Genomic DNA, 25,333 nt, shown 5'->3' with positions numbered 1-25,333 from the left:
ATTCGCTACAAACCAGGCTGAAATTGATCTTGACCACATTATTGCATCATACAAAAGAAGGTGGAGAATTGAGACAGGTTTTAGGATTCAGGATGAAGCATGTATCAAATCCAAGTCTACTGATGTGAATATTCGATTTTTCTATTTTGCATATGAGCAAGTGTTGCAACTGATATGGATCATTCTTTACAAGAACGAGGAGAGCTTCAAAGTATTTATGATAGATATGTGTGAAGCATGTCTGAAAAAGTATAAAAATATGTGAATAAGCAGCCACCTCCATTGAATCAGTTACGTGGAGGTGCAGGTCAATGGATCAACATGGAGTCATTGATAGTAACCCTGCAAAATACGGAAACAAAAACACTTTTTTTATTTGCTTTAGGTGGAACTATCAAAAAGCCGTATATCATTCAGAGATACTGTAAAAATAGTAATAAATATATACAATGATAATTATTACTAATATGTCTTCGTTTATTGAGACTTTATTTTAATAAACTAATGGGGGCTTCTACCTTTAGAGCCATATACATTCCTTATTAGGCGATAATTAAACATTAGATGCACTTATTATGAATATTAAGAACATAGGGGCTATTATAGTGAAAAATTATTGGACAATTTCTTTGGGAAACAATTCTTTCTTTTGGGACGAATGTAGAGAAAAAGGCTGTATTTCAGCTGGATGGAGTGGTTTGTTTGATATGGACAACATTAATACTCTTGAAGAATTGAAATATAGATACGTGAAAGAAGGATATGGAAATAAGCGTGAAGCAGGTCAAAAATGTTACCAAATATGGAATTATTACAACGAAGTAGATAAAGGTGACAGAATTTTAGTAAGAAAAGGTCAAAAAAAGATACTTGGTATTGGTACAATCATTGGCAACAATTGTTACTCCGATATTAACAAAATATCATTTGATTCAAAAGATCATTTTCTGTCTGGAATGGATGAAGCGCGTTATTCCGATATATGGGATGTAGAGTGGTTTGACTTTCCCGAAGAAGGTGTTGAAATAAGTAAGCAACAAAGTTGGCTTAAAACTTTTATAAAACTGGACAACAATAAAGTAACTCAAATATTTGACGATTTAAAGAACAAAGGGATGGATGTTAAGGTTTATAGGTGACGTAAATATTTTCACTAAAGTTACTCAAATCCTTCTTTATTGAGACTTTTTATTATTTTCTAATCTCCCTTCAAATCCGGCCAAACCCTCTTAAAAATCTCTCCTTTAAATAATTCGCTGTCTTAATGAGACTGTCGGAAAATACAAGGTCAAAATCCCATTCACCCATAATAAGCGCAAATTTTTGCGATACTATTTTATTTTAGACAGATTTCGTTATTTGATTGATATTTTTTGTCCAATAGACCTCATCGTTCTTAATATTTCATGAACCCAATCATAGCTTCTTCATTTTCAACACATGTTACGATAGCTATCGTTACTCATTTTTACAAACATTTTGAGGTTTACCACAATTCCAGTTAACATTGCCTGAACGTTTAGTTTCTCTATTCTCCAGAACTTTGCTTTTTTGAGTCCATGATATATTTTCATCTCACCTTATTTTGATTCTATGTGTACCCTCATCTTCATACCGTCTTTATAATCCTGAGATTTACTGTATCTTTTAGCCCCCTCAAATAATGCAAATTCAATGCAAATTCAGTTATCCCTTTATTGTAGAATTGATTGTGAATGAGGAAAAAGGCTTGTGGAAAGAAGCCAGGCTGAATAGGTAGATGTTTCAAAGCTATTCATCCATCACTTCCAATACATCATCTTTTGTTGGCTTGGGTATATCTACATCAGAAAAAGATGATGTATCAGGTTCATAATCATCGATTCTTTTTTTCTTTTTCTTTTGTGCTTCCCTTATCATCAAAAGGATTAATGAGGTTAATGGTAAAACCTCAGTTAAAAAAGGTGGAGAAAGTTAGGATTTCTTTCTCCATCCGTAGCCAATTATTCCCAGCAGAGCGAAGACGATCACTATACCCATCACGTCAACTGCCGAGAATGTAGCAGAACTTGTTTCAGGTTCAATGGTTTCCGAGGTCATTTCATATCCTTCCACATAGTTGTCCTGCTGAGTGGATTTCAACCCAGGCTCTTCTGTAAGGTCCATACCATATCCTGCAATTGATTCAATGGTCTGGTTACTGGAACCGGATTCAACTATCTTTGCCTCTCCTGTTCCACCGCCTGAACTGCTTTTCTTCTCAGTGTCTTCAGTCACTTCGGTAGTCGTTTGCCTTGTCCTGTAGGTTGCCTCGTACATCTGGTTGTTATACTCGGCTGCTGTTTCTTCGCTGACCACACCTGGAACTGACATTATGCCGTTCACATACTCATCAAGTGTGGGGTTGCCACATGTATGGTGACAGCAGGTGACACCATTCTCAGCTACGGATTCTGCATATTCTGCAGTAAGTGCTTGTATTACCTCATTAGATGCATCCCAGTAATCTTTGCGTGAAGCCTCAAGCATCCTTGCAAGCATGGATTGGCGAGCCCAGGGATTGTTCTCATTGAAGAACTCTTCCATTCCCAGGTCATATTTATCCTGGATGTATACCTCATACATTTCGTCCCACATATCATCTGTTATCAGGTCCGGTGTCGTCACTTCCCACCCCCACAGGTTCTCAAGCCCGGAACTCATGATAGAGGAACCATAATATTCGTATTCCATCATACCCTTTATCCATTCAGGATTCAGGTTCCTCGTACGCAACTCCTTGACAAGGAACTGGCTGAGGGTTTCAACCACAGGATTGCTAGGATCGCGCAGGTTGCTCAGATATATATCAGGTGTTTCTCCGGAAACTGTCCTGATTGCCAGCGACAGTCCGCCGAGATCCGAGAAGTAACCATCACCATAAAGAACCCCGTAGTTGTTCGAGCTGACACTGTGTGTGATCACTTCAACTCCGTCCAGATTCTGCCTGAAAAGATCCTGAAGCTGTTCTCCCCACAGTTTCTCTCCATAGGCATATCCCCATCCATCAATGAAATAATTCCCTATAACACTGTCATCCTCCCAGCTGCCACTTGCTCCGATGGGGACTGATATTGACGGACCGTATGAACCCTCGGATGCGGAGAAAATTCTTATCGTGGAGTACTGTGATGCAACGGATTCATTGTACCCGTTCTCGATAAGCCACTCGTAGGTTACCGTGGAGCTCTGGTTCACATAGTTCGGATAGAGCTCCGTGTCCTGTGCCGCAGAGGCCAGTTTGATGGCTTTGTCAAGAAGTGTCAGTTTATCCGGAAAAGTATCCCTGTATACTCCTGATGGCACAATAACAACATCTATTCTGGGTCTGCCAAGTTCTGCTGCAGGTATCAGCTGGACCGTTGCCGGTCTTCCATAGGCATTCCACGCGGGTTTTACTCCCATGAGATACATTATCTCGGATTCCATTACGCCCTGGTGTTTCATGGTCTCGGTAGCCCATAGGAATACTGCTACCTTCTGTGGGTAAGTACTGTTATCTGCAAGGTACTGTTCAAGCAACTGGTCAGCCATCTCGACTCCGACGTTCCATGCTGCTTTGGTAGGTATCTCATCAGACCTGAATGAATAAAGATTCCTTCCTGTTGGAAGTGCATCAGGCGTTCTCACAGGATCCCCTCCAGATCCGGGTGGAATAAATTCGCCATTAAGCCCAGCAATCAATCTGGCAACCTCAACTCTTGAGTCATCCATGTTAGCTGAATATAGAAGAGACGTATTCAGGAATTCTGTCATATTATCTGACAGAGTGCCAAGGACCATATTCTGTGCATCTTCCGGTGAAGTTCCGTTGATAATTACTTCGGAGATCAATAGCCTGGTGCCGTTATCTGAGATACTGTTGTCTTTGACATATTGCTTAAAATCACTTCCAAGCATGGATATGACCATCGATACCAAACTATTACCTTCTGGTGGCTCACCAAGAGTGTGCAGGCCGTAGGGCATATACTGGTTTTTCAGGGTGTAGAGGTAGTTGCTTAGATCCTCTTTGAACAAGTCGAACTCCGTAATGTTTGCAGCCATCGTTGTAAGATTTACATTCAGGTCATAATCAAGGTTAAGTTCTTCACATTGCCTGACGATGCTTTCTCTGTATTGCTGCTTCACAAGTTCCTCACCCGAGAGGTCGTACATCAGCAGTTCATTTTCCAGAATTGTTAGATTTCCGTAAAGGCCGGCAGCAACTAGCGGAGGGGTCATATAGTCGATGATCACGGCATTGCTTCTTCTTTTTGCTTGGGTGGCACCGGCTGTCCCATCCATTGTGTAAAGGTATAGATGAGGCATGTCCTGGATAAGAATGGCAGGCCAGCAGCTTGTGACGTCCAGTCCAGTCTGTTTTCCTGGAAGGTACTCAAAGCTCCCATAGGTTCCAAAGTGCACAAGCGCATCAGCCTCGTACTGTTTGTTGAGCCACAGATAGAAAGCTATGTACTGGTGATGGGGCACCACTGCTTCGTCATAGAACATTACGGATTCATTCTGTCCCTTACCTCTCATCGGCTGAGGAGCAAGCAATATGTTTCCAAACTGTATGTTCGGGATGACAATGTACTTCCCGGTCTCGTTCTCATAGACCATTATCTCTCCGGGAGCCTCTCCCCATCTTTCAGTAACTTCATTTCTTTTATCTTCGGAAAGTTCATTGAACCATTCCAGGTAGACACTTTCTGGAATAAGAGTTACGTTTCCGTTTTTCACCATATTTTCCAGTTCACCCGGTGCCCATACACCTATGTTCTTCCCCTGAGATTGCATCAGGTCTACCAGACTATCAACATCAGGCAGATAATGCCCGGTGTCGTAACCTTCCTCTTTCAGTTCCTTCAGGACATTTACCAGACTTGCATGGGTATCAAGTCCGCCTTCGTCCATTACACCAACCTCATCCTTCCCGGAGGCATGATGATAATAGATAAGAGCTACTTTCTTGTCAGCGTTGCTGCAGTGTCTCAGTTTTGTCCAGGCCAAAGTTCTGTTCACCAGCCATTCCACTTGCTCATCAATGGGAGCCTTGTGGTATACTTCTGTGACCGAATCCTTCACTTCCCCGGAAACGACGATAAATTCGATGGCTCCGTCCAGTTCTGGCAAGGCAACTCTGGTCCCAAGGAGAGAAGTTGGAATGCCCTCGTTGCTCTCTTTCCACTGTTCAGGGGTGGTCTGATACATCCCTGTGACCGCGGTAATCAATGGTACATTAAGAGCTTCCAGATAATCAACTCCCTGCTCTATAGAATCTGTAGTTGAATAGGACCTTATTCTGTAACTATGGGTGTTGATTATGGCATCAAACGGCAGGTAAGGGGTAATGGTAGTAGTATTCATCACAAGGGTAAGTGCATCACCCAGATTGCCGTATTCTGCAACGCAATTGATGTCATTTGCTTCAAATTCTCTTATCAGGCTGTCTGTTATTTCAGGTGTGTTCTTCACATAGGAATCGGTATGGAACAGGATCACAACGGTAGGCTTCTCAGGATCATACACATGGCGATTCCCATCATTTTCTTCATACCAGGTCAGGTATTCTGAGACATTTGCAAAAGGTATGCTCGAGTCCGGGTGATAAATACCTTGTTTGGGAATCACTATAGGTTCAAGGACCGTGCCATCCGCCCCAAAGAAGTTGACCAAGAGATATGTAAACAGGCGCTTATGGTTCTCAAGCCCGCTATTGTCAAAGTACTGAGTGATGTAAGGGTGTTCTGTATGATTTACATTCCCAAGTGCCAGTCCTGCTTCGGTCAGTGGCGATAATATTACAACAGTGGCATTGTTGCCATCTTTTGCATTGTTGACCGCTTGTTCTATAGTAGGTATATGTCCTTCTATGTATAGATCCAGTAATATCATATCCTGTTTACTTAGATCTAGGTTTGACGGGATTTTCGTTGTCAGGTATGCGGTGTAATTAATGTTAGGATTATCCTTCATCGCTTCCATTGAAAGTTGCTGCGCGGTGCTTCCAGAGAATATAGCTGTGACGTTCAGAGTTATATTGTCGTTGGTTTCTGCTAAACTAACAGGTGTGCATAGTATGAGGACCAATGCACTTAAGATTAAGAAACTGGTTTTTTTGTATTGCATGTTATCACTTCGATAATGTGCAGGTATCCCATTTCTCAGCTTGGCGGCAGGGGTGGGATACCGCTCATGTTTTTACCGGGGGATCTTTTATTTACTATATGAATAAAGCTGATGTTTTCATCAAACTATCAACGTATCATAAGTAATCACTATAATCTACATCCGGTAATATATTTACGAGTATAGTTGTTACTTATTATGATATTTAGTCTTATTTATGCTACTTTATTAGAATAAAAATAGCACTGCTAAAATATGTTAGAATAGTGCCTGGCGGAACTATCTGCCCGGAAAATCACTTTTGTTTAGTAAACACACATGATATTTTTCAATATCAGGCACAAACAATGAAAGTGCCCTTTAGATAACTTTTGTTATATCAAATCCAATTGCATTGTTTGGGGCAGGATAGGTTGTACTTATTTCGGCTCTTTAAATCCGTGAATAAACTAACCAGAGAATTGCCATCGAATACTTAAATGTGACTTTGATCACGAATGGTAAATTGCCTTCGAGGCAAGTCCCCTGCCCCTTAAAAACAAGGTGATTTTATCATGTCACTAATAATTAACAAGACTTGCGATTTAGACATTCATATATGTTTTATAATAGCTACAACCCTTAGTACATCAGATGAAAAGAAACAAAAGCGTTTTTAGAGGGATGAAGAAGGAATCATGTCCCTTAAATCGAGGGTAATAGACGAACAATGCAATGTTGTTGCTTGTAAATCTACAAGTGATTTTTGGGTTCCGATCTATGACACGTTGATCAATTATGTACCTGTGATCGTTGGAAACGCACGCGATATGAAGGCATTCACTCATAAGAAAATAGATAATATAGACTCTGAGTTCATTGCCCAGTTAGCCTTAAATGATATGATAAGGCAATCAAGAATTTTCTCTTTGGAACATCGTCAATTCAGGTCAATGGTTCGTCTTCGTTTCAAGCTTGTGCAAAAGAGAACGGATATAAAATATGAGGTAAGTTCCATTCTTTCACCTCAGATGTTGCATCTCAGCAATGTTCTGACAGATATTTTTGGTAAGAATGGCAGATCCTATCAGGGATATGTAATGGTCAGAATATTGACCATGTCGTAAATAAACTTACTTGCAATGTTCGTAAAAAAGCAGATAAGATAAAAGAGATTTTCAAGAGTGAGGTTCCTCAGTATACTTTGATAAGACTTAAATCATGTCTGAAAATAATTGAAAGTATTGATGCACAAATAAATGTTCTTGAAAATGAGATATTTCGTTATGCTAACAAGCATCATAAGCGTGAAATGGATATCCTTATGTCTTGTCCTGGTATCGGCGAGTTAAGTGCAGCAACACTAATCGCTGAAATAGATGATTTCCATGATTTTTCTTCCGGAAACAAACTTGCTTCCTGGTTAGGAATTGTATCAAATGTGTACCAGTCTGCAGATAAATACTACAATGGAAGAATCACTAAGAGAGGTTCCAGATTGGCTAGATGGATACTTACTCAGGTTGCTCAAGCTGCTGCAAAAACAAGAAACAGTGAACTGAAGATGTTTTTCAGTCGAAAGGTTAAGAAAATAGGATTTCAGAAGGCACTTATTGCTTTGGCCAGAAAGATCGTAACCATAATATGACATCTCATAACAAACGATGAAATGTATGATGAAGAAACTGGTTACCAAAAAGGAGAGATTCAAAAGAAGAGGATTGTTGAAGCATTGGAAATATCAGTTGATGAAGGTATATCACTTATCCATGAAGTGTTTGCAATATTAAACAAAAAAGACCCGGATGCAACTTGAAAGGAGAACTCCAAGTAATCGGGCTAAAGTTCTACTACTGCTTCCGGACCAGCTTAATAAACGGCAAGTATTTCTTCTCGTTCTATTTTAATCCCCTCTATCAATAGAATCTTTTCTCTGAACCTTAGAATGACGTCATAATATATTGATTTTTACTTTTTTGATGGAAGGATGCCTGAATAGTTACGTTTCTTTTAATAGAACTAATGCATGCTTCTTTTGATTTCCCCATAGACCTTTTTGCTGGTCGTTTTATCTTGATTTCACCGGCCTTCAAAACCATGAGCAGTTAGTTTTGCGGATTGCATATCATATGTTCTTTTACTAACCATTTATGCTATCATTTTAACTATCGTACGTTATCAATTACCAAAATATTTATTAGGTAAAAAGTATATTCTAATTTCAACGGTTACTTACTAACCGTTGGAGGACAACCCTGGTAATCAATACAATATGATCTCCGAAGTATCAGTGATGAAAATAGATGAAACTCACCTCAGGACTCTGAAAACAAAGGCGATTTTTGCCATCATCGTTTTTCATCCACTGAACAGAGATCGAATATCGGTTGGTGGTGAATGCTAGATGAAAAAAATACTAACAGTATTAATAATAGTATCAGTCTCAATTCTTGTGCTGATACCTGCAAGTGCATCGGATGCAACATATCAGTTAAGAAGCAATGTTTATGACAATACAGACCCCTCCACAACAACAGGGAACTTCTATTGGGATGCAAACAGCTTTCCAGGATTCTGGTACCAAATAAGTCCCGGTCTTTCGAGTGAGGTCCTTTATTTTCATAATAACGTAAATTCTTCATCGACTTTTCAGCTTGGTGATAAAGTTGTTGAAGGTGATCTCTATTATGTGAGCAAGCCCCAGGTAAAAACAAGAAAGATAGGAGGCTCGGATGCTGCTGCAACTTATATTGTCGACGGCGTTGACCTGGAAAAGTATTATCTGATGGGTCTGTTTGGCTCACAGTATCTTGCAATGCCTGAAGATCCTGCCACTGTTTCTGCAGGCTGCCAGCCTGATAAGATCGCAAAATTATTGATGGAGCAGAAAAGTGATGACAAAAAACAGATGTTCTCGGGAGAGGAATGGGAACTTGCCGGCGGTTGGTCCCTTGTAGCACAACAGATAGACGTGGAGGGCAACAAGGTCTGGGTGGAGCTTAAAAAGAATGGGGAAGCAATCGATTCTGATGTTATTTCAACGGCAGAGGATCTCACGAGGCCTCAAAGGACATACCTCTACAAGGATAATGATGACTATCCAGTGTTCTACTGCTATGTAGATTCAATATTCAGGGGAACCACTTCTGATTTCGTGGTCTTTAAGTATGCCTTCCTCATGGATGATATCAACACTATCGAAAATGGTGATACGTATGGAGTATTCGATGTTACGGGTTTTGAGGTTCCTGCTGTAATGAACGCTACGAACTATGCCGGAAGTGGCAGTGGAACTGTTCTTAAAACAGGTGATGACGCATTGGTCATGTCAAGCAACGATGATATAATCCTGAATCCAGATGAGACCATCGATCTTTGCGACAGTATATACCTCAAGACAGAGGATACAAAAGGCTCTTGCTTAAAGATGACTCTTCAGAAAACCTGCACCATTACCGTTCCAGATAAGGTTGTCGGGGAAAATGCCGTTAAAGAGGATGCCATTGAAGATGAGGCCAAGGATGTGGTTGTCATAGATATGGCGGAAGAAGAAACTAAATCATTATCATTTGCCCCGAAAGAGACGGTCTACTCCACAAACGTTGAAAGTGAAGACAATTACACTGTAGAAAGTTCTGTGAAGACACCGGGTTTTGAATCTTTGCTCGGTGCACTGGGGATTATTGCAGCGTTGAGATTTAAAAAGAAGGCATGAATAGTGGTGATCAAATGAAATTGAAAGAAAAAAGTATCTCCTTCCTGATATCCCTTATAATCATCAGTTCCATGCTTTTTTCAACTGCAGCCGGATCTGATACGGGGGATGGACAGCAGGAAAAAGTACTAACGATAAGCATGAGCACATTTACCACTCTGGATGGTGGATTTCCCTCACCGCTCACATTGAATCCAAGGGGAGGTGGCTATGTAATGACAAGCTACTGCTTTGACACGCTTGTATGGCCTGATGAAACAGGTAATTTTATAGGTTTACTTGCGGATTCCTGGGAAAGCTCGGACGACGGACTTGTGTGGACCTTCCATCTTCGCGAAGGAGTAAAGTGGCATGACGGAGAACCGTTTACATCCAATGATGTGGTTTTTACCCTCGATTATATAAAAAATAAACCTTTGGTTACTGCAGTTGATGCCAGTTGGTACAATACGGCAATAATGGAACGCGTGGAAGCCCCTGATGATTCTACCGTCGTGATAACACTCACTCAACCCTATGCTCCATTCATACCGCTGGTTGCAGGTGTTATTCCCATTATGCCAGAACACGTCTGGAAAGATGTACAAGATCCTGCCAAATACTCGAACATGGATGCTGCCATTGGTACAGGACCTTTTATCCTTGAAGACTATGATATGAACCACAAATCCTACAAGTTCTCTGCAAATGAGGACTACTTCCTTGGAAGACCTGTCATCGATACTCTGATTCATATCCAGACATCTGATGCCGTTCTCTCACTGAAGACCGGAGAAATTGATGAATCCAATCTTGCATTCGATCAGATCCAGGCTTTGAACGGCTCCGATTATCTAAAAGTCATAAGCGGACCAAGTTATAGTGTTTATCGCCTTCGGTTCAACATTCCTTCAAATGATATACTCAATAACACCGAGGTACGAAAAGCTATCTATCATTCCCTCGATTGCAAAGATATAGTGAACCGGGTGCTCCATGGCGGTGGGATCGCAGGTAATTCCGGATATGTGCCACCTTACTCGAAATGGTATAACCCCAATGTTACACAGTATGAGTATGATCCCGAAAAAGCTGATATGATGCTCGATAAAGCAGGATATCAGCAAAGGGATAAAGATGGTGTCAGGCTTGATCCTGAAGGCAACCGTCTGGAATTCCAGTTATTGTATTGCTCAGACCAGAAAAGCCAGAGACTTGCAGAGCTTATCCAGATCTACCTGAAGAACATTGGGATCAGCACAGTCCTGAAATCTGCGGATATGCAGACAGTTGACGGTCTGGTAGGAGAAGGTAACTTCGATCTTGCAATATACATGCACGGCACAACCAACTATCCTGGAAGGATGCTTAATCCATTGCCTGCAATAACAGGATGGAATAATACTGAATTCATATCCCTTGCAAAAGAACAGATTGTAACGACAGATGAGGATGAGCGCAAGGAACTTGTGAACAGGATGCAGGTGCTTATAGCCGATAATGTACCTACGATCCCCATTATGTATAAGAATCTCTACTGTGCCTTTAATCAGGATAAATTTGATGGGTATTTCTATACTCCTGACGGCATAGGCGGAGGCTCATACATGGAGCACAATAAGCTGGTGTACATCTACGGTAGCTGGAATGGTGAAACTCTGAGAACAACAGAAGGTGGCAACCGCGTTACAGCAAATAGTATAGGGATCCTTGTTTCGCTAGCGATCTTTGTAAGTGCTTTCATCTTTATAAGAAGAAGCAGCAGAAGACCGTAGAATGGTTAAATAAGGAGTTGCAAAACAATGGATCGGAAAAGGTTGTGGCATATATTCTCCAGAGGGCTGGAATATTCCATAACCTTTTTCTTGATTCTCATAATCAATTTCTTTATTCCCCGAACAATGCCCGGTGGCCCGCTGCTAAGCATCACAGGAAGTCAGAATGCCGACCTGCCGGTGGTTCTGGACGAAGAGACAAAGTACGAACTGATGGAGTACTATCATCTCAATGATCCTCTTCACATTCAATTCATGCAATATATGGCAGATGCTGCACAGCTTGATTTCGGATATTCCATTACCCACAATATCCCGGTACTGGATATCATCCTCGGAAGACTGCCCTGGACCATCCTCCTTATGGGATCGGCATTGGTTTTCTCTACGTTTTTCGGCATAGCGCTTGGAATTGAATCCGGATGGAACCGCGGGAGAAAACTCGATCATGCGTTGCTTATGATAATGCCTGTTCTCAGGTCCATACCTCCATTTTTCCTTGGTGCCCTTATGATATTTGTATTCAGTTACAGGATGGGATGGTTTCCGTTGTCTGGAGCTCTCACCCCATACATAGACTATACAGGGATGGCGGATCAGGTAAGAGATATATTCTCACATCTGGCATTACCCATGCTTTGCCTTGCGGCCTTTGAAATGCCAGGGACATATCTGCTTGTGAGGAACGTCTGCGTCCAGCAAATGGAAAAACCTTATGTGCTCATGGCCACTGCCAGGGGACTGAAGGAAAGGAATATCAAAAAACATGTGCTTATCAATTCCACAGTACCCGTGGTGAACCAGATAGCTGCCATGCTGGGGTTTCTGGTGGGAGGTGCCGTGTTCATCGAAACCGTGTTCTCATATCCCGGTATGGGTATGCTTGTCTATAATTCCTTTATTGAGAGGGACTATCCCGTGCTCCAGGGAGCCTTCATATTCATGTCGCTCTGTGTGCTGGCCTGTAACTATGCTGCTGATATCGCATGTTCCTACATTGACGGAAGAGCGGGACAGGAGTGAAAATGAAAGAAAGGGCCCTTTTACAGAGGATGAGAAGTCCTAAGGGAACTGCCGGGCTTATCATACTGTCTTTCTTCACTACGATAGCCTTTGCAGCTCCTGTGCTTGCACCCTATTACCCTTCAGACGTATCAAGTAGCCCATTACTTGCTCCGGACAGGGATCATCCATTGGGTACCGATGATGTAGGCAGGGACATATTCAGCAATCTGATCTATGGTTCAAGGACCTCGTTGACTGTTGCTCTTGTAGTGTCTCTCGGGGTTTTGGTCATTGGTACTCTTGCAGGGGTATTTTCAGGATACATTGGCGGCAAAATCGACAGGGTGATGATGCGGGGAGTTGATATATTTCTCATGATACCTGACCTGCCACTCATCCTTATCCTTGCGGCCTACTTACGCCCCAGCATATGGAACATCATATTCATCCTCACTGTCATGGGCTGGCCTGTCGGAGCCAGGATAACAAGGGCACAGACCCGGACACTGAGAGTATCCGGACATGTGAATTTTGCCAGGGTTTCCGGAGCCAGTAACTGGTGCGTTATCAAAAGGCATATTATCCCGGACCTTTATCCGATCATGACCACAACTATAGTTATGCAATCGATCCGGGCCATACTCTCCGAATCGGGGCTTGCATTCCTGGGCCTTGGAGATCCTTCGTATCCAAGCTGGGGAACCATGATCAAATATGCTATCTCATACCCGTTGGTGTTCTTCAGTAACGCCTGGATGTGGTGGCTGCTTCCTGCTGGAATATGTATAACAATGCTTGTTCTGGGTTTTGTGTTTGTCGGACAGGCTATGGAAGGCGATAAATGATGCCAGTACTTGACATACAAGGACTAACGGTTGATTTTTCAACAACGGAAGGAATTCACTACGTGCTGAAGAACGTAGATCTCAATGTCAACAAAGGTGAGATAGTGGGCCTTATCGGTGAATCAGGGTCGGGCAAATCAACGCTTGCAATGACGGTCCTTGATATCAATTCCCGCAACAGGAAGAGGTCTGGAAGTATCCGTTTCATGAATGAAGAACTCATTAATGCCGGTACCCAAAGAATGCGTGAACTGCGTGGCAGGCACATAGGGTTCGTACCCCAATCCTCTATGAACGCACTTAACCCTTTGGTCAGGGTCAGTAAACAGTTCACCGAAACAATCAAAGATCACATTAACATGCCTGCTCAGCAAATGCTTGAGCTGACGGAAAAAACGCTTGAAATGGTAGCAATTGATCCTTCAAGGGTAAACTCATTCCCCTATGAGTTTAGTGGCGGTCAGCGCCAGAGGATCATGATAGCACTTTCCATGCTTCTTTCTCCCAAACTCATCATCGCGGACGAGCCTACGACGGCTCTTGATGCAACGGTACAGTCAAAGATCATTGACCTACTAAAAGAAGTGGTGGAGCAGAAACATACTTCGATGCTGGTAATATCACATGACTTGCATACCATTTCCAGAATTTGTGACAGGATATATATCATGTATGCAGGGAGGATCGTGGAGACCGGCAGTACGGAACAAATAATGCACCATTCTGAACACCCCTATACTCAAAAGCTTCTGGCTTCAAGGTTACCTCTGATGTCTGAACATGTGAAAGTAAAAGGCATATCCGGAAAACCACCATCCACACTGATGGAGTATAGCAGATGTGAGTTTCTGGAAAGGTGTGACAGGGCTTCCGTCATATGTAAAACAAAAAGACCTCCTGAATGTATAGACAATGTAAGAGTGGCATGCCATCTCGGGGAAGGGACATGAACGAAGAAGACCTTCTAACAATTGATAAAGTCACCAAGGTGTTCAAAAAGAACCTTTTCTTGCGGGAAGGGGTGGATGTCGTAGCCCTTGACGGAATTTCCCTTTCGATAAAAAAGGGAGAGATCCTTGGCATAATAGGGGAGAGCGGTTGCGGCAAGACCACTCTGGGCAAACTGATCCTGGGTCTGTTAAAGCCCGGGTCCGGAAAAATAACATTTGCGGATATCAAGAATGGAGATCATGGAATTCGAAAACCTGCTGTGCAGGTTATTTTCCAGGACCCGTATGATTCCTTTAGCCATTTGATGACCATTGGAGAGATTGTGGCAGAGCCTTGTATCATAAAGTATGGGAAAGCATATGATAAGGTTAAAGTGCGCAAGGCCCTTGAATCCGTGGGCCTTACACCGGCAGATGAATTTCTGAATAAATACCCTCATACCCTAAGTGGTGGGCAACGCCAGAGGGTGGCGATCGCCAGGGCTATTGTTACTGAACCTGACCTGATAATAGCCGATGAACCCATATCTATGCTTGATGCTTCCATTGGAGTGGACATCCTTAATCTTATCCTTGATATGAATGAGAAGATAGGGGTTACCTTCCTGTTCATTACTCACGATATAGCTGCTGCCTCATATATATGTGACAATATCGCAGTGATGAAAGCTGGAAAGATAGTGGAGTACGGGACAAGGAAACAGATAATCGCTGAATATCGCCATGAATATACGCGCTCACTGCTCGCTGCAGCGAGAAGCGAAAACATGAAGATGCGACTATTTGGAGAACAAAAGATCACATCTTAATGGGATTATGTTGTTCAACAGAAAAATGATTTTAGCTTTCTTTTTTGTAGATGCTGATTGAGATACAAATATATTTTTCTTAATAAGATTTAAGACGTTAGCATAAACCACAAGATTTATTATCATATAATTCTTTATGAAACTAATAGTTAGTTTACAACCGTTGCATTACATACTGTCCAGAACTGGTATGTCGATACATTGAACGGTAATTATGGAAATCAACTATAAAAAAGGGAGAAGAGAGCATCCATCACCTTAAGATCAAATGGAGAGAATCAATTCATGTGTAAATTCATCAAGACCACGGTGCATAAAAACATCACTATTTTTAGGTGGGCATGGTCTTACTTCCCTGTTTTGAATGTGATTACAGTGATGACAACTTGCACGTAGACATCTGTTGAGTATCAAAGGTACCAAGAGTTAACAAAGAGGCATAAAATGACAAGTCCTATCTTGAATAATGGAACAAACACAAGTAGTTCTGCAGAGTTAGATCAGATGCAGGATTCAAATCCCAAATATAGCCTTGGGATCGATATTGGTTATTCATCTGTGAAGATTGCGCTCATCGATGAACATAATGAAATTGTTCATACGGATTATGTGCTGCATAAAGGAAAGATCAAGGAGACGCTCAGAAAGATCCTCATTGATCTGCCGGGAAAGTATGAAACTGGATCGATAGTAACCTGCGCTGTAACCGGTAGCGAAAGTAAGTTCTTATCAATTAATGGGGATGTAAGTCACATAAACGACGTTTCTGCCTTGATCGAGGGTAGTACCCTCATGAATGGCAATGTTTGCTCCATAATTGAAATAGGAGGGGAAACTTCCAGGTACATTACCGGTTTTGGCAAAAATGACAGATCAGAGATAGAGATCTCAATGAACTCCAACTGTTCTGCAGGAACAGGCTCTTTCCTTGAAGAGCAGATATCCAGGCTCGGTCTGGGTATAGAGAAATATTCTTCCTATGCTGCAAGGAGCAAGTCCGTTCCAAGGATTGCAGGCAGGTGCAGCGTTTTTGCAAAAACCGATGTAATTCACCATCAGCAGGAAGGTGTCCCTGTAGAGGATATTCTTCAAGGGTTAGCTTACGCAGTGGTGCGAAACTATAAAGGGGCCGTTATCAAAAGACTCCCCCTGGAAAAGCCATTAATTCTTGCAGGAGGAGTAGCATTCAACAGGGCGATTGCCAATGCATTAAAGGATATCCTGGGACTGGATGATGATGATCTTTTCATACCGGAAGAATGTGGAAATGTTGCCTCAATAGGCGTGGCAGTGGCCGCTAAAGAAAAGGGTTTGAAAACAGATTTCTCTAAAATACTGAACATCCTGGAGAATATGGATAATTCTTCTTCTGCAAAAGGCCAAACCGTTGATTTGCCTGCGCTGGGTCAGTTCGGATCAGGTGACGGCGAGAATAAGCACATATGCAAATTCCCTGATAGCTGTGATACAATAAACTGCTATCTTGGTGTTGATGTCGGATCGACCAGCACAAATCTTGTACTGATCGATGAAAAGAGCAATATGATCGCTTACATATATCTCAAAACACTTGGTGATCCGATAAAAGCTGTAGTTGAAGGTCTGAAGGATCTCGGAAAGGAACATGGAGACAGGGTGAATGTAATAGGGGTAGGTGTCACCGGTTCCGGAAGGCATATGATCGCAAAGCTTATCGGAGCTGACCTTATAAAAGACGAGATTACTGCCCAGGCAAAGGCGGCAGTTTCGATTGATAGTTCGGTTGATACGGTATTTGAGATAGGTGGCCAGGATTCCAAGTATATCAGTCTGAATGGGGGCATGGTCACAGACTTCCAGATGAATAAAATATGTGCTGCAGGAACAGGCTCTTTCATTGAAGAACAGGCAAACAGGTTCGACATCGATATAGATGATTTCGGGAAGATCGCTTTAAAAGGCAATAAACCCGTTTATCTCGGGGAAAGATGCACTGTTTTTATAGAAACCAGCATTGCAGCGCACTTAGCCGGTGGGACCCTGATGGAGGATATTACATCAGGTCTTTGCTATTCTATAGCCAAGAATTACCTTAACAGGGTTGTAGGCCATAAAAAAATAGGGAACAGGATATTTCTCCAGGGAGGTATTGCGCATAATCAGGGAGTGATCAATGCATTCCGGGTGCTTACTTGTAAGGATATTGTTGTACCGCCTTTCTTTAGTGTGACAGGCGCCTATGGAGCGGCCGTTTTGACAAAAGAAGGAATCCAACAGGCAAAAACCACCTTCAAAGGATTCACTATAGAAGAAAGTTCCTTCCAGGCAATAAAAGCTGAAGAGCAAAGCGTTGAACTTGAGGACAGATCAGAGTTCAGTGAGATGATAAATAAACTGATGTTTGAGGATTATGATGGATCGGTCGATCATAGTAAGCAGACCATTGGCCTTCCAAGAACCCTGTTTACCTATGGGATGTATCCGATGTTCAATGCATTCTTCAGGGAATTGGGGTATAACGTTATCATGTCTGATCCTACCAGTGAAGAAACAATACTGCTGGGCCAGGAATACTCACTGGACGAAACCTGCTATCCCGTCAAACTGATCAATGGACATGTTGCAGAACTGGTAAATAAGAATGTTGACTACATCTTTTTCCCGGACCTTTATACTGTTGTGCATCCGGGATCACACACTCGCCTGGATTTTGGCTGTCCTTATATGCAGCTTGCATTCAAAATTGTTAACAGGGCAATGGAACTTGATAAAAGAGGTATAGAACTGCTTTCTCCCACCATAGGATTCAGCCTTGGGGAAGAATTCATGAGAAACAGTTTCATAGTTCTTGGTAATCAGCTTGGAAAGAGCCCTGAAGATACAATAGCAGCTCTTCATAAAGGGATGAAGGCTTTCCGTGATTTCGAGAAGAGGATAGAGGAGAAGGGAAAGGAAATCGTCAAAGGCCTTAAACCTGATGAGAAGGCCTTTGTGCTCATATCTAAGAGCTATGGGGTTGCCGATCCGGTATTGAACCTGTCCATTCCTGAAAAGCTAAAGGAGATGGGCTACAAGACACTTGCATTCTTTAACCTTCCGGAAGGCAATATCGCAAAAGAACATCCCAACATGTATTGGCCTTTCGGCCAGCATATCCTTGAGGCAGCGCAAGTGGTCAGGAGCCATCCAAATATCTATGCAATATTGCTCACTCATCATGGATGCGGACCGGATACTGTTTTCTCACACTATTTCAAGGAAATTATGGGCGATAAACCCTATCTGAACATAGAGGTTGATGAACACTCCTCAGATGTAGGGGTTATAACAAGACTTGAAGCTTTTGTAAACAGTTTACACAATCTTCCTGCCGAAACTGCAAAGGATATGGGGGCCTATCTATCTGATTTACCCCATGCCGACGCACGCATAAAAACGAACTTGGCTGACCTTCCGGAGAATGCACAGTTCTATGTCCCTGATATATACCCTTACTCTCAGCTTTTCTGTGAGTTGCTGAGAACACATGGAACAGATATGAAAACACTGCCAAGAACAAATGACAGATCGATAGATGAAGGAAGAAAACACACGGTTACAAATGAATATTTCTCAATGGCTGCACTGATCGGAGATGTACTTGCGATTCCCGGAATTCGTGATCGTGATGAAAAACAGAAATACTTGCTTATCCCACAATCAGAGGGAGCCGAAGTGGATGGACAATACAACCGTTTGCTGCGAACTGTTCTGGACAAAGAAAGGATCAGAGATGTGGGCATCGTCGCTCCTTTTATGGAGGACCTGCTCTATAAGGATGAAGAAATTCTCAACAATGTGTTCCTTACCTTTATTGCGGGAGATATAATTAGAACTGTACCTTCTGCTTCAAGAGATGCCTATCTGGAAAGAGCCCTGGAGATGATCAGAAACAACCAGTTATGTATTGGATCACTGGAAGCATTGTTGAAAGATATCTCAGTTGAATGCAGAACCAGGAATTGCGAAAAGAGTGTTTTTGCAATAGGGGAACCTATGATACTCTATAACGATTTCCTGAACAGCTACATCTTTAGGGACATTGAGTCCATGGGTCATCGCATAGTATACGCTCCTTTCAGTGAGTACATGTGGCATTTCTGGAAAGACTTTGCAGATCAGACAAAAAACGATGACAGAACAATATTGCAGGCGAAGCTTGATGTATTCAAAGAATTTATTTCAGAAATCAATAAATCATTATCCGAATACAGTCCTTTTGAAAATGATCTTGATAGTCTGATTGTAAGAGCAGACAATACAACAGGTTATTATGCAGGTGCCTTTGGAAGATACCGAGGCTCAAAAGTCCTTGGAGAACTTAAAGGTATTGACGGTATTATTACAGTTGCTTCCATGTACGAGAATACGGGAATCATACTCAACACACTTCACAAAGGTTTTGTGAATGGAAACAATAAGCCTGTGCTCAATTTGACATTTGATGGCAATGAAAATGATGAAGCAAGAATTGAGTCATTTCTGTATTACCTGTAAAGATTGTTCTGTAAAAAACCAGTCTCAAGCATGAATCTGAAATCCCGGACATTGCATAGAATGAGAATCCAGATCATCCGTCTGCAAGCCAGATCAGGGTTTTTGTTCTCTGCTAACAATTTTAAGTTTCATTTTTGACTTGGTTTTAGATCACTTGAACGGTTTTTTACATTTCGTAGTATCACAATGTTTATATCCAGTTTTAACTGTTGTATGTCATAGTTAATAATCAACCGTTTGGTATATACCATAACATTATAACATTCAATAATTAAGTGTTCAGCATGAGTAACATATGGAAATTCACACCAGAAAGTGGGAAGGAAAGAGGACTGCTTACAACTCTTGTTCTCCATTTACTTGAGATTAAGCCAAAATCGGGTTACGATCTGCTAAAAGAAATAGACGAGAAGACAAACGGTTCCTGGACTCCCAACAAAGGGACATTGTATCCTTTATTAAAATCCCTTGACGAGGAAGGGCTTATCCGGGTAAAAGAAACCGGCAAAAGGTCTAAAAAAATATATGAGTTAACAGATACAGGCCAAGAAACCATCACAAATATCAAGAACATGAAGAATGAATCTACAGATCGTGTAAATTTTTTTAAAAACTTACACTTTGAGATATTTGGCAAAGAAAACATGTCTCTTGTCAGCCTCTTGACGGAAATGAGGTTCTATGTCGAAGATCTCCCCAAAGAGAAAAAAGAAAAAGCAATAGAGATTCTTAAGGCTACTTTTAAAAAAATAAAACAAGTTTGAACATGAACTCAAAAAGGAAATTAGTTGTAACTTTGTAGAGAGTCAGGTAATATGTGTGGAAAAATAGAAGCTGAAACTATATCCAGAGTAGGAATTTCAATTGAACCTGTGGGAGTGATAAAAAACAATCTAAAGGTTCCACCTCTCATTGCAGGGAAGGAAGGGTTAAAACTCAATGGTGCTTATGAGTCTGCAATTACTGAAATGAGTGAAACCTATGAAAGAATATCTGAAATAATACTGGCAGATGAACTGGACGATCTTCTAGATGGAATTGAAGATTATTCTCATATCGTTGTAATCTACTGGGGACATCAGATCACGGAAGTCGCCAGGAAACTGACAAAAGTCCATCCTGCTGGTCGTGAGGATAATCCCCTAAAAGGAATTTACTCCACCTGTAGCCCTGCAAGGCCAAACCCTATCCTGATGACGGTTGTAAGGCTTATCAAAAGAGACCGGAACAGATTGCTCGTTTGCGGACTTGATGCTATAGATAATAGCCCCGTGCTGGATATCAAACCATATGTTCCCGATTTGTTCCCAAAGGAAGATGTTCTTATTCCGGATTGGATGGAAACGATCATTAAAGGTTTTCTGGAAAATAGATATTAAGTAGAGGGATTTTTGATGGTTATGAGCAGAAAGCAGTGTTCTTCAGACATAAAAAATTCTCCCCACAGAGGAAGAGGAAGTAGTTTCTGGATGCATGATTCTGAGCTTCTTTTTAATGAACTTGATCTTAAAGTGGGTGATGTTTTTCTTGATGTTGGATGTGGGACCGGAGATTATTCGATTCATGCTGCAGAGAAAGTGGGTGAAACAGGTCTTGTGTACGCCACAGATATTAAAAGAGAATTGATCGATGGTCTAACCAATAAGGCTGAGGAGGCAGGCTTGAAAAATGTAAGGGCTATTGTAAACGACATCTGTGAGCAGCTTCCCTTTGAGGACAGATCCATAGATTTGTGCTTGATCTCTACGGTCCTCCATTCATTGGATCTTGAAGCTACGGGAGAGAAGATTTTTTCAGAGATAGGACGCGTTTTGAAATATGAAGGCCGGTTATTTATTATAGAATGCAAAAAAGAAGATACGCAGTTCGGACCCCCATTAAGCATGCGTATTTCCCCTGATGAGATTGAAGGGTACGTTTGCACATCAGGTTTTGAAAAGATTGGTCTTGTGAATCTCGGGTACAATTATATGATTGAATTTGTGTTGAAGGAAGACAAATCCTGATTCAACCCGAGTTGATTTCGGCTCAGTAGAAAACTGATTCCCGATTTTATTCCCAACTTTCACAGTTTTAACTACTTTATAAAAAGTCTCGTCTTCTATTTCAACCCAAATTTTTCGGCTCTGTCGAAATCCTCATGCTACAATCCCGATGTGGTCAAATGCAACCACAGAGTACACAACTCACATTCCGCACGTCAACTTAAAATCTAAACATTTTTAATCTCACCGGTTCATTTCATCCTCATGATCATCTGAGGGGATGAATCAACCACATGAAAATAACCACAAGATCACTTGCCCATCTGGGACTTGTAACCGGGACATTCAAAGAACTTGGCATCGGAGAAGTAATCGATACTTGTCTGCCAAAGACCCGGGACCATAATCTGCCGCATTCAACTGCTCTTCTGGCCATGTGCCTGAATGAACTGGGATTCAATGAAAGTCGCTTGTACCTTTACTCATCCTACTTTGAGAACCTTCCAACATAAAGGTTACTGGTAGAATGTGTTCTCCCGGAACACCTCAATGATGACGCGCTTGGAAGGACACTTGACAATATCTATGAATACGGTTGTACTGAACTATTCAATCAGATAGTGCTTCAGGCAATGAAAAAAGTTCAGTTTGGATCTCATATCCTTCATACCGACACAAACAGTTTCAGTTTACATGGCAAATATGAGAACAATGACTCTGAATACGAAACTATCGAAATAACTTATGGATATCCTAAGGACATGCGTTGGGACCTGAAACGTTTTGTATTGAGCATGGTCTGCAATCAGGAAGTGATACCACTATTTACGGAAGCGCTTCTGATAAAACAACATTAGTTGAAACGATAGCAAAGATACAGGAAAAGCTTGAACTCAATGATAAAGTGTATCACATTGCAGACAGTGCTATCTATAGCGATGATAACATCACCAAGTTAGGCATCCATGCTCTTTGGATAACAAGAGTACCTGTAACTCTTAATGAAGTAAAAGACTTTCTTCATGCAGATGTTGTAATGAAAACGGTAGTGATGAACGCTATTCTCATTATGGAACTACCTCTTCATATGGCGGGATCGACAAAAAGTGGGTACTGATCGAGTCAGAAGAGCTGAAAAAAGAAGGAATGCATGTATTTGTATATGAGATACATTCAAAGTCAATTCTGTTCGAAATCTGAAGGTTCTAATTCCATGCTTCTTCATCATACTCTTCCATTGCTTCTTCGACATCCTTTTTAGAAGGTTTGGATACATCTCTTGATTCATATAATGCATTTATTTCTTCCACTGTTAATCCTTCTTGTACATATTGTTTCTCAATTTCTTTAATTTTTTTGTTGCGATATACCATATAATTAGCTGCATGTACATTACCTGAAAGCACCTTTTCAACAATTCTTTCAAGTCTTTGTTCATCTGTCCTATCTATCACGACAGGTCTATCTTTCTGCTGACCACATCCCCAACAGAATACACTACTGATTCCATTTTCATGACCCAATGCACATGTCCAACCTTGCAATTTATACTCAACAACTTCTTCATCAGGAATATCAATACCTTGTGCTGATAGGATAGCCATATGTACTTGTTTTTGCGACATGTGAATATATACTTCTGGCATTTTACTCGATGCTGACCATCCTGCAAATTGACGTAACACACTTTCATTTATCCCTGGCATGGATGCTAGATGGGTTAATCTTGTATGTCGAAATAGATGTGGATACACAACTTTTTTATGTTCGTTTCCATCTTTTTCCATCAAACCTGTTTTATATGCTAAATCTTTGATAATATTGTCAAATTGCTTGATTGATAACCTACTTTCGTCCTCTAATGCCATCCATAGAGGACTTGATGTTTGTTTGGTTGGATGAGCATTCAAATATTCTAATAGGTATTTCACTGATGTGTTTAAGGGGATTTCCCTTTCACCTGTTTTTCCTCTTAATTTAATAAAAACTCCTAATTTTGATTCTTGATTCACATTCCCGTAGTTGAGATTATGCATTTCTCCGACCCTGCAACCTGAATCATAGAACACTGCAATGATTGCCTTGTTTCTCACATTTCTACATTTATCAATCATTGCTTCAATTTCCTCCATCTCAAGCATTTCATCTGATGTCTTAGTTTTTTTAACTCGTGGGAATTGAAACCAATTAATGGGTTCATTGTGCTTGAGGAATTGAAAAAATACTTTTAAATTTCTTTTATATTCATTTGTTGATGATGTTTCCAGTTCGACATAATTAATCAGTTTGCCATCGATTTCATGTTCTTCATAGAAGTATTCCTGTAAATCAGATTCATCCATTAATTCAAAAGGTTTTTTGATTACCAATGCTAATCTCTGAACATTCCACAGTTTATTCCATACAGTACGATATGATAGATTTCTATTATGCACCGCATCATTTTTATATAATTTCATGGATTTTAATTGATCTGGTAATAATCTGCTGTCTTGCAATATATTATCTACTTTCTGTTTATATATTGTCATATCCGTCATTCCTGTGTAATGTGTCTTTATTATAAGAAGGATTCCATAATTCTACTCCTTTGGCATAAAAGAAGTCTGAGTTTCTAACAGGCTTAAATAATACCGATACAACCTTAAAGGTTGTATTACTTTTTCTTTTGGAGACAGTCTAATGGAGATCATAAGCACTTCAAAAGGTATCGGTGGCCAGCTTACAGAATTCAGAAAACTTGTGAACGATTCAAAAAGGATTACTTTTATCGGTACTGTCGGTTTCTGCACTCCCTTTGCGGAGCTGATGGCATTCGTCCTCAGGAAGATGGATAAACAGATGGCATTCATGCCGGACCTGAGTTTTGAGAAAGCAAGGTCCATCATTTCAACGCCTCATGGTATGCAGCTTGGTGAATCTGCAGACCCGCATGCTGATACTATTGTACTGCTTGGCGGACTTGCAATGCCAAAAACAGGAACAGAAGTTGCAGCAATGAAGGAAATGGCTGACAGAATACTTGATGGATCTGAGAATAAGCTTATAATCGGTGTTTGTTTCCAGTCCGTCTTCCAGAAAATGAAATGGACGGAATCCATTGATTTTGATTATATTATCGATGCGGACCTGACGAACCGGTTGCTGAAAACTTAATCTCCTGTTTTCCGCATTTCTTTTTTGGTTTTAGAAATCTTAGTAATTACATATCTTTGATCAGTAATTTATAGCTCAAACTTTTCTGCCAGCTTATATTCCGCAGATGTCCTCAAATTTTGCCAATTATCTGGATTGCAACTATTTATCACGTTTCAGTAACATTATCAGTACCAATAATAGCAATTAATAGAACTTCCACGGTATTAAGCATGCTATAACCCTGGTCAAAGGAAAATATATGTTTTTCTCACGACACAGTATCTCCGAATCACTGCCCTATATTTTAGAGTATGTCTGCATTTAACCCATATTATTATATCCTTTTAGTATATACATATTATATACTATGAAAAAAGTAGAACTGCAACCTCAAAACCATCTTGAAATTGACAACGTTGAAGGCTTTCTAATTCGTAAGGTAAGCAAATTCGGGAACGGTGCAAAGGTTGACTGCCCCAAGGAATACCTTGGGCGTACTGTTTATC

At 41.0% G+C, this 25,333-nt stretch carries 17 protein-coding genes and 3 pseudogenes; 17 read left to right on the top strand and 3 right to left on the bottom strand.

Annotated elements, in window-relative coordinates; all coding sequences use genetic code 11:
• A pseudogene (locus tag BB781_RS15965) lies at window positions 1-265 on the top strand (hypothetical protein); the annotation flags it as partial.
• Window positions 266-575: 310 nt separating this feature from the next.
• A complete protein-coding gene (locus BB781_RS10040) occupies window positions 576-1,139 on the top strand; it encodes a hypothetical protein (protein WP_094228361.1) in 564 nt (187 codons plus the stop codon).
• Window positions 1,140-1,770: 631 nt separating this feature from the next.
• On the opposite strand, the gene BB781_RS16365 is transcribed toward BB781_RS10040, so the two are convergent.
• Both BB781_RS16365 and BB781_RS10035 read right to left on the bottom strand, forming a co-directional pair.
• Entirely contained in the window at window positions 1,771-1,899 is a 129-nt protein-coding gene (locus tag BB781_RS16365; RefSeq protein WP_277985497.1) for a hypothetical protein, read from the bottom strand.
• A 54-nt stretch (window positions 1,900-1,953) separates the two neighbouring features.
• The gene (locus tag BB781_RS10035) at window positions 1,954-6,132 is read right to left on the bottom strand and encodes a cobaltochelatase subunit CobN (RefSeq protein WP_094228360.1); all 4,179 of its coding nucleotides are present in this window, start codon (window positions 6,130-6,132) and stop codon (window positions 1,954-1,956) included.
• Between the two features lie 554 nt (window positions 6,133-6,686).
• Between BB781_RS10035 and BB781_RS10030 the strand changes: the two are divergent.
• The 13 genes and pseudogenes from BB781_RS10030 to BB781_RS15365 all read left to right on the top strand — a co-directional run bounded on the left by BB781_RS10030 (window position 6,687) and on the right by BB781_RS15365 (window position 22,806).
• Window positions 6,687-7,927 (top strand): annotated as a pseudogene (locus tag BB781_RS10030) (IS110 family transposase).
• Between the two features lie 588 nt (window positions 7,928-8,515).
• The gene (locus tag BB781_RS10025; RefSeq protein ID WP_094228359.1) at window positions 8,516-9,826 is read left to right on the top strand and encodes an S-layer protein domain-containing protein; all 1,311 of its coding nucleotides are present in this window, start codon (window positions 8,516-8,518) and stop codon (window positions 9,824-9,826) included.
• A 14-nt stretch (window positions 9,827-9,840) separates the two neighbouring features.
• The gene (locus BB781_RS10020) at window positions 9,841-11,580 is read left to right on the top strand and encodes an ABC transporter substrate-binding protein (RefSeq protein WP_242492614.1); all 1,740 of its coding nucleotides are present in this window, start codon (window positions 9,841-9,843) and stop codon (window positions 11,578-11,580) included.
• Window positions 11,581-11,607: 27 nt separating this feature from the next.
• On the top strand, window positions 11,608-12,603 hold the full coding sequence (locus BB781_RS10015) for an ABC transporter permease (protein WP_094228357.1): 996 nt from the start codon (window positions 11,608-11,610) through the stop codon (window positions 12,601-12,603).
• A 2-nt stretch (window positions 12,604-12,605) separates the two neighbouring features.
• Window positions 12,606-13,430, top strand: a complete 825-nt coding sequence (locus tag BB781_RS10010; RefSeq protein ID WP_094228356.1) for an ABC transporter permease — start codon at window positions 12,606-12,608, stop codon at window positions 13,428-13,430.
• On the top strand, window positions 13,427-14,380 hold the full coding sequence (locus BB781_RS10005; protein ID WP_094228355.1) for an ABC transporter ATP-binding protein: 954 nt from the start codon (window positions 13,427-13,429) through the stop codon (window positions 14,378-14,380). Before BB781_RS10010 ends, BB781_RS10005 begins: the two co-directional genes overlap by 4 nt.
• A complete protein-coding gene (locus tag BB781_RS10000) occupies window positions 14,377-15,189 on the top strand; it encodes an ABC transporter ATP-binding protein (RefSeq protein WP_094228354.1) in 813 nt (270 codons plus the stop codon). The genes BB781_RS10005 and BB781_RS10000 overlap by 4 nt, the downstream gene beginning before the upstream one ends.
• A gap of 444 nt (window positions 15,190-15,633) precedes the next feature.
• Window positions 15,634-19,704 (top strand): acyl-CoA dehydratase activase, encoded by a 4,071-nt coding sequence (locus BB781_RS09995; protein ID WP_094228353.1) that lies wholly within the window; start codon window positions 15,634-15,636, stop codon window positions 19,702-19,704.
• Between the two features lie 284 nt (window positions 19,705-19,988).
• Entirely contained in the window at window positions 19,989-20,468 is a 480-nt protein-coding gene (locus BB781_RS09990; RefSeq protein WP_094228352.1) for a PadR family transcriptional regulator, read from the top strand.
• 51 nt (window positions 20,469-20,519) lie between these two features.
• Window positions 20,520-21,083, top strand: a complete 564-nt coding sequence (gene tsaA, locus BB781_RS09985) for a tRNA (N6-threonylcarbamoyladenosine(37)-N6)-methyltransferase TrmO (protein WP_094228351.1) — start codon at window positions 20,520-20,522, stop codon at window positions 21,081-21,083.
• A 21-nt stretch (window positions 21,084-21,104) separates the two neighbouring features.
• Window positions 21,105-21,710: a class I SAM-dependent methyltransferase gene (locus BB781_RS09980; RefSeq protein WP_242492613.1), complete on the top strand. Its 606-nt coding sequence runs from the start codon at window positions 21,105-21,107 to the stop codon at window positions 21,708-21,710.
• Between the two features lie 272 nt (window positions 21,711-21,982).
• Window positions 21,983-22,546, top strand: a pseudogene (locus BB781_RS16150) (IS1634 family transposase).
• Complete coding sequence (locus BB781_RS15365; RefSeq protein WP_129582685.1) at window positions 22,456-22,806, top strand: hypothetical protein; 351 nt, start codon at window positions 22,456-22,458, stop codon at window positions 22,804-22,806. The pseudogene BB781_RS16150 and the gene BB781_RS15365 overlap by 91 nt, the downstream one beginning before the upstream one ends.
• An 88-nt stretch (window positions 22,807-22,894) precedes the next feature.
• Here the strand turns inward: BB781_RS15365 and BB781_RS09960 are convergent, their stop codons facing one another.
• A complete protein-coding gene (locus tag BB781_RS09960; RefSeq protein ID WP_094228346.1) occupies window positions 22,895-24,229 on the bottom strand; it encodes a tyrosine-type recombinase/integrase in 1,335 nt (444 codons plus the stop codon).
• A gap of 142 nt (window positions 24,230-24,371) precedes the next feature.
• Here BB781_RS09960 and BB781_RS09955 point away from each other — a divergent pair, with 142 nt between their 5' ends.
• Together BB781_RS09955 and BB781_RS16470 are read left to right on the top strand one after the other, a co-directional pair.
• Complete coding sequence (locus BB781_RS09955; protein ID WP_094228345.1) at window positions 24,372-24,845, top strand: DUF2124 domain-containing protein; 474 nt, start codon at window positions 24,372-24,374, stop codon at window positions 24,843-24,845.
• 349 nt (window positions 24,846-25,194) lie between these two features.
• A partial coding sequence (locus BB781_RS16470; RefSeq protein ID WP_094228344.1) for a DUF2080 family transposase-associated protein occupies window positions 25,195-25,333 on the top strand: 139 nt, incomplete at its 3' end.

This window comes from Methanolobus psychrotolerans (genome assembly GCF_002243045.1).
In the GTDB taxonomy this organism is placed as follows: domain Archaea; phylum Halobacteriota; class Methanosarcinia; order Methanosarcinales; family Methanosarcinaceae; genus Methanolobus; species Methanolobus psychrotolerans.
This window is presented reverse-complemented; position numbering and strand designations above follow the sequence as displayed.

Excerpts from the sequence above, each read along its gene's own strand:
- BB781_RS10040 (WP_094228361.1), top strand. The coding sequence starts at position 576 with ATGAATATTAAGAACATAGGGGCTATTATAGTGAAAAATTATTGGACA.
- BB781_RS16365 (WP_277985497.1), bottom strand. The coding sequence starts at position 1,899 with ATGATAAGGGAAGCACAAAAGAAAAAGAAAAAAAGAATCGATGATTAT.
- BB781_RS10035 (WP_094228360.1), bottom strand. The coding sequence starts at position 6,132 with ATGCAATACAAAAAAACCAGTTTCTTAATCTTAAGTGCATTGGTCCTC.
- BB781_RS10025 (WP_094228359.1), top strand. The coding sequence starts at position 8,516 with ATGAAAAAAATACTAACAGTATTAATAATAGTATCAGTCTCAATTCTT.
- BB781_RS10020 (WP_242492614.1), top strand. The coding sequence starts at position 9,841 with ATGAAATTGAAAGAAAAAAGTATCTCCTTCCTGATATCCCTTATAATC.
- BB781_RS10015 (WP_094228357.1), top strand. The coding sequence starts at position 11,608 with ATGGATCGGAAAAGGTTGTGGCATATATTCTCCAGAGGGCTGGAATAT.
- BB781_RS10010 (WP_094228356.1), top strand. The coding sequence starts at position 12,606 with ATGAAAGAAAGGGCCCTTTTACAGAGGATGAGAAGTCCTAAGGGAACT.
- BB781_RS10005 (WP_094228355.1), top strand. The coding sequence starts at position 13,427 with ATGATGCCAGTACTTGACATACAAGGACTAACGGTTGATTTTTCAACA.
- BB781_RS10000 (WP_094228354.1), top strand. The coding sequence starts at position 14,377 with ATGAACGAAGAAGACCTTCTAACAATTGATAAAGTCACCAAGGTGTTC.
- BB781_RS09995 (WP_094228353.1), top strand. The coding sequence starts at position 15,634 with ATGACAAGTCCTATCTTGAATAATGGAACAAACACAAGTAGTTCTGCA.
- BB781_RS09990 (WP_094228352.1), top strand. The coding sequence starts at position 19,989 with ATGAGTAACATATGGAAATTCACACCAGAAAGTGGGAAGGAAAGAGGA.
- tsaA (WP_094228351.1), top strand. The coding sequence starts at position 20,520 with ATGTGTGGAAAAATAGAAGCTGAAACTATATCCAGAGTAGGAATTTCA.
- BB781_RS09980 (WP_242492613.1), top strand. The coding sequence starts at position 21,105 with ATGAGCAGAAAGCAGTGTTCTTCAGACATAAAAAATTCTCCCCACAGA.
- BB781_RS09960 (WP_094228346.1), bottom strand. The coding sequence starts at position 24,229 with ATGACGGATATGACAATATATAAACAGAAAGTAGATAATATATTGCAA.
- BB781_RS09955 (WP_094228345.1), top strand. The coding sequence starts at position 24,372 with ATGGAGATCATAAGCACTTCAAAAGGTATCGGTGGCCAGCTTACAGAA.